Source organism: Arthrobacter pascens, from assembly GCF_017052465.1.
In the GTDB taxonomy this organism is placed as follows: Bacteria; Actinomycetota; Actinomycetes; order Actinomycetales; family Micrococcaceae; genus Arthrobacter; species Arthrobacter pascens.
The window spans coordinates 221,111-233,996 of the sequence record NZ_JAFHKT010000148.1 but is presented as its reverse complement, the minus strand read 5'-3'; the positions used below and the strand labels follow the sequence as shown (position 1 = coordinate 233,996).

12 protein-coding genes and 1 riboswitch are annotated in these 12,886 nt (G+C 66.1%); of the genes, 4 read left to right on the top strand and 8 right to left on the bottom strand.

All coding sequences use genetic code 11. From position 1 onward, the window contains the following. The first annotated feature begins 83 nt into the window (after window positions 1–83). Complete coding sequence (locus tag JYA52_RS17160) at window positions 84–614, top strand: SHOCT domain-containing protein (protein ID WP_205654434.1); 531 nt, start codon at window positions 84–86, stop codon at window positions 612–614. 18 nt (window positions 615–632) lie between these two features. Here JYA52_RS17160 and JYA52_RS17155 read toward each other — a convergent pair whose 3' ends face one another. Both JYA52_RS17155 and mmsB read right to left on the bottom strand, forming a co-directional pair. Further along, window positions 633–2,117, bottom strand: a complete 1,485-nt coding sequence (locus tag JYA52_RS17155) for a CoA-acylating methylmalonate-semialdehyde dehydrogenase (RefSeq protein WP_205654433.1) — start codon at window positions 2,115–2,117, stop codon at window positions 633–635. A 32-nt stretch (window positions 2,118–2,149) separates the two neighbouring features. Next, complete coding sequence (gene mmsB, locus JYA52_RS17150) at window positions 2,150–3,052, bottom strand: 3-hydroxyisobutyrate dehydrogenase (RefSeq protein WP_205654432.1); 903 nt, start codon at window positions 3,050–3,052, stop codon at window positions 2,150–2,152. Window positions 3,053–3,193: 141 nt separating this feature from the next. Here mmsB and JYA52_RS17145 point away from each other — a divergent pair, with 141 nt between their 5' ends. Then, window positions 3,194–4,093 carry a LysR family transcriptional regulator gene (locus JYA52_RS17145; RefSeq protein ID WP_205654431.1) on the top strand — a complete coding sequence of 300 codons (900 nt, stop codon included), beginning with the start codon at window positions 3,194–3,196 and terminating at the stop codon, window positions 4,091–4,093. Between the two features lie 22 nt (window positions 4,094–4,115). Here JYA52_RS17145 and JYA52_RS17140 read toward each other — a convergent pair whose 3' ends face one another. The 3 genes from JYA52_RS17140 to metX form a co-directional block, all read right to left on the bottom strand. Continuing rightward, on the bottom strand, window positions 4,116–5,234 hold the full coding sequence (locus tag JYA52_RS17140; RefSeq protein ID WP_205654429.1) for an alcohol dehydrogenase catalytic domain-containing protein: 1,119 nt from the start codon (window positions 5,232–5,234) through the stop codon (window positions 4,116–4,118). An 85-nt stretch (window positions 5,235–5,319) separates the two neighbouring features. Continuing rightward, window positions 5,320–6,702 (bottom strand): MFS transporter, encoded by a 1,383-nt coding sequence (locus JYA52_RS17135; protein ID WP_205654427.1) that lies wholly within the window; start codon window positions 6,700–6,702, stop codon window positions 5,320–5,322. Between the two features lie 226 nt (window positions 6,703–6,928). Beyond that, complete coding sequence (metX, locus tag JYA52_RS17130; RefSeq protein WP_205654425.1) at window positions 6,929–8,101, bottom strand: homoserine O-acetyltransferase MetX; 1,173 nt, start codon at window positions 8,099–8,101, stop codon at window positions 6,929–6,931. A 12-nt stretch (window positions 8,102–8,113) separates the two neighbouring features. Then, a riboswitch (SAM riboswitch) is annotated at window positions 8,114–8,229 on the bottom strand. Between the two features lie 185 nt (window positions 8,230–8,414). Between metX and JYA52_RS17125 the strand changes: the two genes are divergently transcribed. After that, a complete protein-coding gene (locus JYA52_RS17125) occupies window positions 8,415–9,053 on the top strand; it encodes a VOC family protein (protein WP_205654423.1) in 639 nt (212 codons plus the stop codon). Between the two features lie 116 nt (window positions 9,054–9,169). Here the strand turns inward: JYA52_RS17125 and JYA52_RS17120 are convergent, their stop codons facing one another. Continuing rightward, a complete protein-coding gene (locus JYA52_RS17120) occupies window positions 9,170–9,949 on the bottom strand; it encodes a CPBP family intramembrane glutamic endopeptidase (protein WP_205654421.1) in 780 nt (259 codons plus the stop codon). A 96-nt stretch (window positions 9,950–10,045) separates the two neighbouring features. On the opposite strand from JYA52_RS17120, the gene JYA52_RS17115 reads away from it, so the two are divergent. After that, window positions 10,046–10,726 (top strand): histidine phosphatase family protein, encoded by a 681-nt coding sequence (locus tag JYA52_RS17115; RefSeq protein ID WP_205654419.1) that lies wholly within the window; start codon window positions 10,046–10,048, stop codon window positions 10,724–10,726. A gap of 32 nt (window positions 10,727–10,758) precedes the next feature. On the opposite strand, the gene JYA52_RS17110 is transcribed toward JYA52_RS17115, so the two are convergent. Together JYA52_RS17110 and hutI are read right to left on the bottom strand one after the other, a co-directional pair. Continuing rightward, on the bottom strand, window positions 10,759–11,568 hold the full coding sequence (locus JYA52_RS17110) for a DeoR/GlpR family DNA-binding transcription regulator (protein WP_205654417.1): 810 nt from the start codon (window positions 11,566–11,568) through the stop codon (window positions 10,759–10,761). A gap of 105 nt (window positions 11,569–11,673) precedes the next feature. Next, on the bottom strand, window positions 11,674–12,885 hold the full coding sequence (gene hutI, locus JYA52_RS17105; RefSeq protein WP_205654415.1) for an imidazolonepropionase: 1,212 nt from the start codon (window positions 12,883–12,885) through the stop codon (window positions 11,674–11,676). Window position 12,886: the final 1 nt, after the last annotated feature.

Below are 12,886 nucleotides of genomic sequence, written 5' to 3'. Positions count from 1 at the left end.
TGCGGTGGAGACCAGGCCGGCCAGCCTCCCTTCAGCTTCGGGGACTAAGCTGGATTGACACTCATGAGAGGCCCGGCACCGCTATGAACAACCTGTTCTTCTGGATCATCATCCTGTCGTTCCTGATTCCCATTGGATTGCGCATGTACCGGAGGTCGGTCCAAAAGCGGGAGCAGGGCGGGAACTTCTACGGGCAGGATCCGGGCGGGTTCCCGGGCCAGGGCAGGCCGAACAACGCGCCCCGGGACGGCTACACCCAGCAGGACTACATGAGCGGCGGCTTAGGCCTTCCGCCGGCCCGTGACCGGGAACAGCTTCCGCCCCTGGACCAGCCATACCCGAACGCGCCGTACCCCCAGTTCCCGCAGGCCGGCCAGTTCCTCCAGCCCGGCAGCGTCCCCTACGAGGACAGCCCCGAGTACCGCGGCAACCCGCCACAGCCCCAGCAGACACGCCCTCCGCAACAGGAGAGTGGCCCGGTGACTCCCCCGCCGCCATCCGCCCCACAGGGATACCGCGCGCGCAAACTGGCCGAACTGGACCAGCAATACAGCAACGGGGAAATCTCCATGGAGGAGTACATGACCCGGCGCAACGACATCATGAACGGCTAGGCGGGGGCAGGCTTCGGGCTAGTCGACCTGCGGGAACCCGAGGTCGATGACGGAGGTGGACGGGTCCGGCCAGCGGGTGGTGACCACCTTGCCTCGCGTGTAGAAGCGGATGCTGTCCGGCCCGTACATGTGCGTGTCGCCGAACAGGGAGTTCTTCCACCCGCCGAAGGAGAACGTTCCCACTGGCACGGGAATCGGCACGTTGACGCCCACCATGCCGGCGTCGACGTCGAACTCGAACTGCCGGGCGGCTCCGCCGTCGCGGGTGAAGATGGCCACCCCGTTGCCAAACTCGTTCTCATTGACCAGCCGGACGGCGTCGGTGTAGGTGTCGACGCGCACCACCGAGAGGACCGGGCCGAAGATTTCGTCGTCGTACACCTTCATGCCGGGTTTGACGTGGTCCACCAGGCTGACGCCGATGAAGAAACCGTTCGAATCGAACTGCTGCGAGCGGCCGTCGACGACGACCGTGGCGCCTTCGTCCTCCGCGCCGGCCACGTAGGAGGCGACGCGGTCCCGGTGCTCCGCCGTGATCAGCGGCCCCATCTGGGACGACGGGTCGGTTCCGGGGCCGATGGTGAGGGTAGCCATCCGGCTGGTGATGGCCTGCACCAGGTCGTCGGCGATGTTGCCGACAGCCACCAGCACGCTGACCGCCATGCAGCGCTCCCCCGCCGAACCGTAGGCTGCTGAGATGGCTGCATCGGCTGCCATGTCCAGGTCGGCGTCGGGCAGGACCACCATGTGGTTCTTGGCGCCGCCCAGGGCCTGGACGCGCTTGCCGTGATCGGCCGCCCGCTTGTAGATGGACTGGGCGATCGGCGTGGACCCGACGAAGCTGACGGCCTTCACGTCAGGGTGTTCCAGCAGCACATCAACGGCTTCCTTGTCACCCTGCACGACGTTCAGCACGCCGGCCGGCAGTCCTGCTTCGGCGAAGACCTCCGCGATGAAGACGGCTGAGGACGGATCCTTCTCGCTGGGCTTGAGCAACACGGTGTTGCCGCAGGCCAGCGCGCTGCCGATCATCCACAGCGGCACCATCGCCGGAAAGTTGAAGGGCGTAATGCACGCCACGACCCCGACCGGCTGCCGGACCGAGTGGACGTCGACGCCGCTTGAGACCTGCTCTGACCGCTCACCTTTGAGCATGTGGGACAGTCCGGTGGCGAACTCGATGTTCTCGAGGCCGCGGGAGATCTCACCCTCGGCGTCGGAGAGCACCTTGCCGTGCTCGCTGGTCAGGATGGCCGCGAGCTCGGATTTGCGCTGCGTCAGGATTTCGCGGACGCGGAAGAAGATATTGGTGCGCTTCGCCAGGCTCGTGGCCCGCCATGCCGGCAGGGCGGCCTTGGCGGCCGCGATGGCCTCTTCAACCCTGGCGCCCGAGGCAAGCGCCACTTCCTTCTCCTGCTCTCCGGTCGCGGGGTTGAAGACGGGGCCGAACCGTTCGGCGTCGCTGACGCGGCTACCGTTGATGAAATGGGGAATGGTTTCCATGGAGTAAGTCCTTTTCGTAGTGCCGTCTGGTGCTAGTTGGAGGTCTCGAGCGAACCGTCGACCAGCTTGATGATCATTGAGCAGTCCTTGCCGGACTCCCCCGCGTCAATGAGCTGCTGGAACAGCTGCTGTACGTGCCTGCCAATTTCAAGGGGGGTTCCGGTGTCCTCGGCCGCACTGATGGCGAGGCCGATGTCCTTGTTGGCCAGCTCGGTGGTGAACGTCGGCGCAAAATCGTTGTTGGAGGCCGCGGTGGAGACCACACCGGGAACGGGATACCAGGTGCGCAGGGCCCAGCTGTCCCCCGAGGAGACGGACGCGATGTCCCAGAAGACCTGCTTGTCGAGGCCGAGCCGGTCGGCCAGGACGGCGCCCTCGGCGGTGGAGGCCAGGTTGATGAAGAGCATCAGGTTGTTGCAGATCTTGGCTGCCTGGCCAGTGGTCGCGCCACCGGTGGGAATGATGTTGGAGGCCATCGGCCCGATGTAGCCGGTGGCGTCAGCCACCGCGCCCTCTTCGCCGCCGACCATGAACGTGAGGGTTCCTGCCTTCGCTCCGCTCATGCCACCCGAGACGGGGGCGTCCACGAAGCGGAAGCCGGCGGCAGCCGCGGCGTCGTGCAGTTCCTGGGCCGACGCGATGTCGATCGTGGAGGAGTCCACCAGGAGGGTGGCCGTATCGGCGTGCGCCAGGACTCCGCCCTCGCCAAGGTAGACGGCCTTGGCGTGATCGCCCTTGGGGAGCATGGTGAAAACGACGTCGGCGTTGTCCACGGCCTCAGCGATGCTCCGCACGGGCTTCACCCCGCCGGCCTCCGCGGCGGCGACAGCAGCCGGATTGAGGTCGAATCCGCGGACGTCATGCCCGGCCTTTGCCAGATTCGCTGACATGGAACCGCCCATGTTTCCCAGACCGATCCAACCGACTACTGCCATGGCATAAGCTCCTTTGCTTTGGGTCCCGGCCCGGTGGGCCGGACGTTCTGTGTCAACCATCACACCCTGCTAGAGTGCAATCAAGGGGAAAAATTACAGATGGCATGTGCACAGATGCACATAGGGTGAAAGGCGTGCCACGTGGGTCGGCTTCCAAGTCCTGACGATTTACTGATTTTGCTGACGGTCGCCCGCCTGGGCCGGTTCAACGCCGTCGCGGAAACCCTGGGCACAACGCACACCACCATTTCCCGCAGAATCGTCGCGCTCGACAAGCAGTTGGGCGGCCGCACCCTGGAACGAAGCCCGCACGGCTGGGAACTGACGGAGCTCGGTGCGTCGGCTGTTGCCGCGGCCGAAGCCATTGAAGCGACACTTGGATCGCTCTCCGGCCTCATCGGGCAGGACAAGAACGCGCTCTCAGGCCTCGTGCGGATCAGCACCTCTGACGGCTTCGGCGCCGAGTTCGTTGCACCCGCGCTCGTGCGCCTGCAGCGCCGGAACCCCCTGCTGAATGTGGAGATGCTCAGCGCCACCCGGAAGGTGAGCCAGAACAGGTCCGGAGTGGATCTGGAAATCGTGGTGGGCCGGACCGACGTCAGCAACGCCCAGCCGATCTTCCTGGCCAACTACTTCCTGCGGCTCTACGCCGGCGCCGGCTACGCTGCAGAGCGCGGGCTGCCAGAAACGCTCGACGGCGTCGGGCAGCACGGCTTTGTCTCCTACGTTGAGTCGGCGCTCCAGGTGGCCGAGCTGGGCCACCGGGCCTCGCAGCTGCCCATGCCGAAGTCCAGCTTCCAGGCCACGAGCATCTTTGCCCAGGTGGAGGCGGTACGCCGGGGTGCGGGCATCGGGCTGCTGCCGAATTTCATGGTGGCCGGCAGGCCCGGCTTCGTTCCGGTGCTCCCCGACGACTTTCAGCGCCAGCTTTCCATCTGGGCCGTGGCGCGCCCCGAATCGCTGAGGTCGGGCAGGGTGCAGGCCGTCATCGCTGCCCTGAAGGACGAGGTGCAGGAACGTCAGGACGTGCTCGCGGCATGACCCGCCCGTCAGGCACAGGCGGTCAGGCCTGGAACAGCCGCCGGACCACGTGTCCCGCGGCAAGGGCGTCAAGCCCCTCGTTGATATCGTCCAGCGGCTTCGTATCGGTGTACAGCAGTTCGACGGGCAGGCGGCCCTCGCGCCAGTACCCCAGATAGAGGGGAATGTCCCGCTCGGGCACGGCGTCGCCCATGTAGGAGCCCAGCAGGCGCTTGCCCGCGCCGGCGAACTGCAGGGCGGGCACCGTCAGCTCCGCGGAGGGATGCGGCAGGCCCACCGAAACCACCGCACCGCCGCGTGTCACGTGCTCCAGGCACGAGGCAATGACGCGGGCGGAGCCCACTGCTTCGACGGCGGTGTCCACGCCGTCGCCGGTGGCCTCCGCAATCAGCCGCGCTGCCTCCTCGGGCGTGCCGACGGCGGTTGCGCCGCAGTCCAGCGCGAGCTGGTGCTTGCTCGTATTGGGGTCAATGGCGATAACGGCCGCGGCGCCCGCGAGCGCCGCCGCCATCACTGCCGAGAGCCCGACGGCCCCGAGGCCGAAAACCGCGACCGACTGGCCGGCGTCGACCGCCGCCGTGTTCAGGACCGCTCCCATCCCGGTGAGCACGGCGCACCCGAACATCGCCGCAACCGTGTCCGGGACGTCGTCGGGAATCACCACCACCGATTCGCGGGCCACCACGGCGTAATCGGCAAAGGCCGAGACGCCGAGGTGGTGGTTGATCCGTTCGCCGGACGGCGTCCGGAGCAGAGCCTCACCGTGCAGGAGGTCGCCGGACCCGTTGACCTCAGCAGCACGGTGGCAGAGCGCGGGACGCCCGGCCTTGCAGGCCCGGCAGGCACCGCAGCTTGGCACGAAAACCAGCACCACGTGGTCTCCGACGGAAACGTCCGTGACGCCGTCGCCGACGGCGTCAACCCGCCCCACGGCTTCATGCCCGAGTGCCATGGGAAGCGGCCTGACCCGGGAACCGTCAACCACGGACAGGTCAGAGTGGCACAGGCTGGAGTAGGTGATGGCGACGCCGAGCTCCCCCGCCCGGGGCGCGGGCCGGTTCAGCTCCTGCACCACGAGTGGACGGGCTTCGGTGTAGCTGGTTCCGGAGGGAACGGTGGCGTAGAGGACTGCTGCTCGCATGGAAAATCCTGCCTTTTTGGTGAAGTGCTGGCACACAGCTGCCCGGACCTGCGCGCTCGCGGGTCCGGGCAGCTGCTCTGGCTGGCTATTTTTTGCCGGCGGCCAGAAGGTCGGCGGTGCCCTGGGCGTCGGCGGCGTCGACGTCGTGCAGGGAGATGCCGCGGGTTTCCTTGAGGAAGTACACCGAGACAGCGGTCACGACGCAGGCTGCCAGCAGGTACAGGGCCACAGGAACCGAAGACTTGAAGCTGCTCAGGAGCGCCGTGGCGATGATGGGAGCCAGCGAACCGGCAACAATGGACGTCACCTGGTAACCGAGTGACACGCCGGAGTAGCGCATCCGGGTGGGGAACATTTCCGCCATGATCGATGGCTGCCCCGCGTACATCAGGGCATGGAACAGCAGTCCGATAGTGATCGCCGCGAGGATGACCATGTCGTTCTTGGTGTCCATCATCGGGAAGGCGAAGAAGCCCCAGGTTCCGCCGAGGATGGCGCCTGCCATGTAGACCGGCTTGCGGCCAAAGGAGTCGGACAGCTTGCCGACCATTGGCACGGCGCAGAAGTGGATGAAGTGCGCCACGAGCAGGAGCAGCAGGATCCGGGACGTGTCGGTCTGGACCACAACCTTCAGGTAAGTGATCGAGAACGTCACCACGAGGTAGTAGAGAATGTTTTCCGCGAAGCGCAGGCCCATGGCGGTGAAGACACCGCGCGGGTAGCGGCGGAAGACTTCGGCGACGCCGTAGCCCTTCTTTTCGACGGTGACTTCCTTGCGGGCCTCAAGGAAGATCGGCGCGTCCTGGACCTTGGTGCGGATGTAGTAGCCGACGATGACGATCACGGCAGAGAGCCAGAAGGCCACGCGCCAGCCCCAGCCGAGGAACGCTTCCTGGGACAGGGTGGAGGAAAGGGTGAACAGGACGCCGGTGGCCAGCAGGTTTCCCATGGGAACGGCGGACTGCGGCCAGCTGGACCAGAATCCGCGCGACTTGTTCGGGCTGTGTTCGGCAACGAGCAGCACGGCGCCGCCCCATTCACCGCCGACGGCGAAGCCCTGCACGAAGCGCAGGAAGACCAGCAGCGCCGGAGCCCAGTAGCCGATCTGCGCGAAGGTGGGGAGGCAGCCCATGAGGAAGGTGGAGACACCGACCAGGATGATGCTCAGCTGCAGCAGCTGCTTACGGCCGAACTTGTCCCCGAAGTGGCCAAACACGATGCCGCCGATCGGACGGGCAACGAAGCCCACCGCGTAGGTGACGAACGCCGCAATGATGCCGTCCAGTTCCGTCCCTGAATTGGGAAAGAACATCTTGCCGAACACCAGGGTGGCTGCGGAGGCATAGAGGAAGAACTCATACCACTCGACCACGGTGCCGGCCATGGAGGCCGTAACGACTTTCTTCAGGCCAGAGGCCTTGACATCGGTTTCCCCTACGCGCCTTGCGGCGGAGTTTTCCGTACTCATTTTGTGAACTCCTTCGGCGTCTTCGTCGACACCACATGGGACAGACTCTGACGGACCTGTGATGTGTGCCACGGGCCGCCGTTTCCAACGAGTATGGTCTGCCCCTGCTGCAAGCTCAACGACAAATAGTGCAGAAGGCATCTGCATAAATGCACATGCAGCGGGTCCGGGCGCTACCGTGTGCAGCGCCGGAGCCGGTCCCTGGAGCGGGATTTCAGGCTACGGTTCAGGCCAGCAAATGTTCGCGGAGCTGCGCGCTCAGCTGCCCGATCTCGGTGAGGAAGCCGTCGTGGCCGATGGGTGCCTCTATGACATGGACGTCCACGTCACCGGGGAGGGCGTTAGCGAGCTCACGGGACTGGGACGGGAAGTACAGCCGGTCCGAGTCGACGGCGGCAATAAAGAAGTCCGCCGTCGTCCGCGCCAGTGCTTCCTTCAAGGTTCCGCGCCCGCGGCAGACGTCATGGCTCATGAGGGCTTCGGTCAGGGCAATGTAGCTGTTGGCGTCGAAGCGCTGGACGAGCTTGTTCCCCTGGTGGTCCAGGTAGCTTTCCACCTGGTAGCGGCCGCGGTCCCCGAGGGCATCCGCCTGCAGCGGAGCTTCGGTGTCCTGGGCGTTCCGGCCAAACCGGAAGTCCAGCTCGTGCGCCGAACGGTAGGTGATGTGGGCGATCCGGCGGGCCAGGGCCAGTCCGGCTTCGGGGAGCGGGCCCCCGTAGTAGTCGCCGCCGTTGAAGTTGGGGTCCTGGCGGATTGCGAGGGTCTGCGCCTGCGCAAAGGCGATCTGCTCGGCGGTGCTGCTCGCGCCCACGGAGATGACACCGCAGCGCCGCACCCGGTCCGGGTAGCTGACTGCCCACTCCAGCGCGCGGGCGCCGCCCATGGAACCGCCTACAACGGCAAACCAGCTGCTGATGCCGAGCCGGTCGGCCAGGCGCGCTTCGGCATCAGTGGAGTCCCGGAGGGTTACCAGCGGGAAGCGCGAGCCCCACGGCTTGCCGTCCGGAGCTGTCGACGCCGGGCCCGTAGATCCGTAACAACCGCCCAGGATGTTGATGGAGACGACAAAGAACCTGTCGGTGTCCGCCGGTGCACCCGGCCCGGCGAGCTGCTCCCACCAGCCTTCCTCGTCCCCGTCGCCCCGCGTCACATGGGTGCTTCCGGTGAGGGCGTGCTCCACCAGGATGGCATTGGAGCCGTCGGCGTTGAGCGTCCCCCAGGTTTCGTAGGCCAGCGTCACGTCCGGGAGGAATCCGCCTGCCTCCAGCTCGATGCCGCCGATGTTGATGTACTGGACGGTGCCGTCGGGAACGCGGCTGTCACGGCGTTCACAGTCAGGAGCCTGACCGTCGGGAGCTTGGCCATCGGGAACGTCGGTGCGGGTGACGGAAATCGTCATCGGTATACCTCTTCTACGCGCTTGCCTGCCGCCAGTTGACCGGCAGGCCAGGTCTTCACCCGGGGCACCCCACCGCGGAAGGAGGGTTGCCGGCCAGCAAGCCGGGGCTGTCGCTGGCACTCATGACCTGGACCAAGCTTACGAAAAGGGCCGCCGCCCGCGCGAAGATTGTGACGGTTGTGTGACTCCGGAGGCGCCTGGATGCTGGCAGCGAGGGGCGCGCAGGCCTCGGCAATCGACTCTTTTGCAGACATCCCATTGTGTTAGGGCACCCTTAGCTGAGAGCCGCGTCACAAGATGCCAAGATGAGGGCATGCGCATGGATCACGTCTCTTACGCCTGTGAACACGATGGCTTGGCGGCCACCACTGAACGTATTTCGTCCGCCCTCGGCGTTGAAGCCGTGAAGGGTGGAGTACACCCCCGTTTCGGAACTCGGAACATGATTATCCCGCTCGCGGGACACAAATATCTGGAGGTCGTGGAGGTCCTGGACCACCCGGCGTCGGACAAGGCCCCGTTCGGGCAGGCCGTGCGTGCACGCTCTGCCGCCGGCGGTGGCTGGATGGGCTGGTGCGTCGAAGTGGACGACCTCGCCCCGTTCGAGGAGCGTCTCGGACGCGCCGCGGTCAACGGCAACCGCAAGTTCCCGGATGGCCGCGAACTTGTGTGGAAGCAAATCGGAATCCTGGGCCTCATTGCAGACCCGCAGGTTCCGTACATGCTGAAGTGGGAGGGCGATCCTTCCCTTCACCCGTCCAACGCCTATGACAGCAACGTCAAGATGTCCAGCCTCACCATCGCGGGGTCCGCCGAACGGGTCACCGAGTGGCTCGGAGAGCCTGTCGAAAGGCCCTTGGAGGATGTCGCCGTCAACTGGGTGGCTCCGCACGGCACCCCCGGCATCCTGTCCGTCACGTTCGAAACCGCAGCAGGCGCCGTCATTATCTGACGCGCTTTGGCAGCATGCTGCCGCTACACTTCGGCCGCCATCAGCGGGTGCCAATGTCGTCACCCACCGATGGCGGCCGAATTACTTTCCGCACCGAATTACCTTCTGCACGGCGGCTAGCCCAGCCCGACGCTCCTTCCGAACAGGCTGAAGCCGACAAACGCCACAATGTCCAGCAGCGCGTGAGCCATCACCAGCGGCATCACCCGCCGGGTTTTGGTATAGATCCATGCGAACACCACGCCCATGACGGCATTGCCAATGAACGGCCCGAAGCCCTGGTAGAGGTGGTAGCTGCCGCGGAGCATGGAGCTGGCGAAGATGGCCAGCGGCACGGACCAGCCGAGCTTTCCGAAGCGGTCCAGGAGATAGCCCACCACGATGACTTCCTCCACCACGGCGTGGCGCATCGCGGAAAGAATAAGGACCGGAATGGTCCACCAGTACGCGTCCAGGGCGCTGGGGATGATCGCCGTCGTAATACCCAGCGCCCGGCCCGCCGCATAGAGCCCCAGCGAGGGAATGCCGATCAGGGCCGCCAGCCCCAGTCCCTGGAGCAGGTCCCGTCCGGGGCGGGCAAAGTCGAACCCGAGCTTCCAGAACGCCGAGCCGCTGTCATACCCCGTGCCGGCCTTCGGCTGCCGCTGCTCCGTCATGAAGTAGATGACCAGCAGTACTGGCACCAGCGCGAAAATGATGTCGAGGAGCTGGTAGGTCAGGTCGAAATACTCGCGCGTGCTTTGCGAACGGTTCAGCGTGGATGTGCCCTGGGCCAGCGGCGCCTGGGTCATCTTGTCCAGCAGCTGCACCACGGAGTAGACGGCCGACTGCCCCAGGGACAGTCCCAGCACTATCCAGATTTCGATCCGCAGGCGACGGCGGGAAGGAACCAACATGTTCCTATCTTGCCTGCTGTTGCTGGTACTTACCTGTTGGGCTTCAGGACGTGACTGCCGCTGCCTGGTGTCCGGCTGGCCCTATGCTGGGAAACTATGAGTGCGCCCGGGAAAATCATCCTGATCCGGCACGGCCAGTCCGCCGCCAATGCCGACACGTCCATTTACAACCGGGTGCCCGACTACCGGATTCCATTGACGCCTTTGGGCGTGGACCAGGCAAAGGCCGCCGGTGAACGGATCCGGCGCGAGCTCGACGGCCAGCAGGTCAGCGTCTATGTCTCGCCCTACCTGCGCGCCTACCAGACGCTGGAAGCACTCAACCTTGGTTCCCTCACAGAGCGGGTGATCGAGGAACCCCGGCTCCGCGAGCAGGACTGGGCCAATTTCCAGATCTCCGGCGACATCGAGGACCAGAAGGAGCTGCGCAACGCCTACGGCCATTTCTTCTACCGGTTCCGCGAGGGCGAGTCCGGTTCGGACGTGTATGACCGTATTTCGTCATTCATGGAGACCCTCTACCGGCACTGGGCCAAGCCGGACTACTCCCCCAACACCCTCCTGGTCACGCACGGCCTGACGATGCGCCTGTTCTGCATGCGCTGGTTCCACTGGTCCGTGGAGTACTTCGAGTCGCTGAACAACCCGGACAACGCCGAGATCCGGATGCTGGTGCGCACCGGGGACGGCAAGTACGAACTGGACCAGCCGTTCACGCAGTGGGTGGACCGCCGGGTGGACGAGACCGTCCTCGACGCCCCGCCCGTGGTCTTCTAGGGCCTTCCACCGGGCGCCGGGGTTCTACGTGCTCAGGCCTGCCGGGTCCGCGGCGTTTCCGGTGCCACGATCACTTCGGTGCCGATGGCTTCGAAGGCGGCCTTGTCCTTGGCGGAGATGCCGGAATCGGTGATCAGCTTGGTGAACGCGTAGCCGTCCATGGTGGCGAAGGCCCGGCGCCCCACCTTGGAGGAGTCCGCAATGACGTAGGACACGCTGGCGCGACTGGCCAGCAGCGCATTGACGGAAGCCTCACCCTCTCCGGTGTTGGTGGGGCCCACCTCGGGATCAATGCCGTTGACGCCGATGAACGCGATGTCCAGCACCACCTTCTGCATGATGATGTCCGTGTACGGCCCCACCAGCTCGTACGAGCGCGGATTGAGGACGCCGCCGGTCACCATGACCTTGATGTTGGGCCGCACCGCCAGCTGTCCGGCGATGTTGATGGCGTTGGTGACCACTGTCAGGGTGGGCTGGTTGGACGGCGAGTTGAGGTCCTCACGGGTGGCCAGGATCTGGGCCAGGGCGGTGCTCGTGGTGCCGCCGCAGAGCCCGATGACCATGCCCGGCGAGATGAGGGCCGAGGCCGCCAAGGCGATCTCCTGCTTGGCCACCGCGTGGTCGTCGCGGTTGTACCGTCCGGGGAGGTCGTAAGCGAGGGCACCGGTGGTAGCGCCGCCCCGGGTCCGGGTCAGCAGCCGCCGCTTGGCCAGGCTGTCCAGGTCGCGCCTGGCCGTGGCCGGCGAGACTCCGAGCCGGGTGACGATTTCGTCCACCTCCACCTGCCCGGTTTTGGCAAGGAGATCCAGGATCGCCGTCAGTCGGTCGGTGCGGGTCATGCTAGCCTCTCGGTGATCAAACTGCCATCATAAAATGACGTTTTTTGATTGTAACAGACCGCAAACGATCATCTAACGTCAAGTGGCGGGTTTGGATCCCCGGTGCTAGCGTGCCCGCACCCCGGCGCGCCACACGGCGTGAGTCAGCGGCATTCCCGGGCGGTAGGCCAGATGCGTGACCGAGGGCGCATTGAGCAGATGCAGGTCTGCACGGTTCCCGACGGCGATCGACCCCACTGCGCGTTCACCGTCGGCGTCGTTCCCCGACTCACGCCCCAGCGCCAGGGCGCCGCCGTACGTCGCGGCGCGGACGGCCTCGTGGACGCTGAGTCCCATCTGCAGCACGGCGGTGGTCACACAGTATGCCATGGAACTCGTGTAGGACGTCCCCGGGTTGCAGTTGGAGGCCAGGGCCACGGGCACTCCGGCGTCCAAAAGCCGCCTCGCCGGCGCGAGCGGCTGGCGGGTGGAGAGATCGCAGGCCGGCAGGCACGTCGCCACCGTGCCGCGCGAGTCGACGCCGGCGCCGCCATTCCACCCGGACCAGCTGGCGGCCAGCGCCTCGACGTCCTCGTCGGACAGGTAGTTCACATGGTCCACGCTGGCGGCGCCGAACTCGACGGCGAGCCTGACGCCCGCTCCGGGACCCAGCTGGTTGCCGTGGACGCGCAGCCCGAGGCCGGCGGCGCGGCAGGCCTGCAGCACGCGGCGCGACTGCTCCTCGGTGAAGGCGCCCCGTTCGCAGAACACGTCGGCCCACTGCGCGTACGGGCGGACCGCTTCCAGCATGGCACCGCAGACAAGCTCCGTGTACTCGTCGGCATCCATGCCCGCCGGCACCAGGTGCGCCCCGAGGTAAGTGACTTCGTCGGCCACCGTGGACGCGATCCGCGCGCTCCGCGCCTCCTGCTCCACGTCCAGGCCGTAGCCCGTCTTGGTCTCCAGATACGTGGTGCCCTGCGAAACCGCCTCCGCGACCCTCCCCAGTGCTAGCCGGGTGAGGTCATAGTCCCCGGTGCCGCGCGTGGCCCCGGTGGTGACGGCGATGCCGCCGGCGTTGTACTGCTCCCCCGCCATCCGCGCCTCAAACTCTGCGGTCCGGTCACCGGCGAAGATCAGGTGCGTATGCGAATCCACCCAGCCGGGCAGCAGGGCACGGCCTTGGGCGTCGTAGGAATCGTCAGCCGCCGGCGCGTCCGCGGCGGCTCCGAGCCAGGCGATCCGTTCCCCCTCGATCACCACCGCGGCGTTCCGTAGCACACGCTGTTCGCTGTCCTGGGTCATCAGTTCGCCGAGATTGGTGAGGAGGGTGCTCATG

Bases quoted from the DNA above. Each gene is read 5' to 3' on its own strand.
- JYA52_RS17160 (WP_205654434.1), top strand. From the start codon at position 84: ATGAACAACCTGTTCTTCTGGATCATCATCCTGTCGTTCCTGATTCCC.
- JYA52_RS17155 (WP_205654433.1), bottom strand. From the start codon at position 2,117: ATGGAAACCATTCCCCATTTCATCAACGGTAGCCGCGTCAGCGACGCC.
- mmsB (WP_205654432.1), bottom strand. From the start codon at position 3,052: ATGGCAGTAGTCGGTTGGATCGGTCTGGGAAACATGGGCGGTTCCATG.
- JYA52_RS17140 (WP_205654429.1), bottom strand. From the start codon at position 5,234: ATGCGAGCAGCAGTCCTCTACGCCACCGTTCCCTCCGGAACCAGCTAC.
- JYA52_RS17135 (WP_205654427.1), bottom strand. From the start codon at position 6,702: ATGAGTACGGAAAACTCCGCCGCAAGGCGCGTAGGGGAAACCGATGTC.
- metX (WP_205654425.1), bottom strand. From the start codon at position 8,101: ATGACGATTTCCGTCACCCGCACCGACGTTCCCGATGGCCAAGCTCCC.
- JYA52_RS17125 (WP_205654423.1), top strand. From the start codon at position 8,415: ATGCGCATGGATCACGTCTCTTACGCCTGTGAACACGATGGCTTGGCG.
- JYA52_RS17120 (WP_205654421.1), bottom strand. From the start codon at position 9,949: ATGTTGGTTCCTTCCCGCCGTCGCCTGCGGATCGAAATCTGGATAGTG.
- JYA52_RS17115 (WP_205654419.1), top strand. From the start codon at position 10,046: ATGAGTGCGCCCGGGAAAATCATCCTGATCCGGCACGGCCAGTCCGCC.
- JYA52_RS17110 (WP_205654417.1), bottom strand. From the start codon at position 11,568: ATGACCCGCACCGACCGACTGACGGCGATCCTGGATCTCCTTGCCAAA.
- hutI (WP_205654415.1), bottom strand. From the start codon at position 12,885: ATGAGCACCCTCCTCACCAATCTCGGCGAACTGATGACCCAGGACAGC.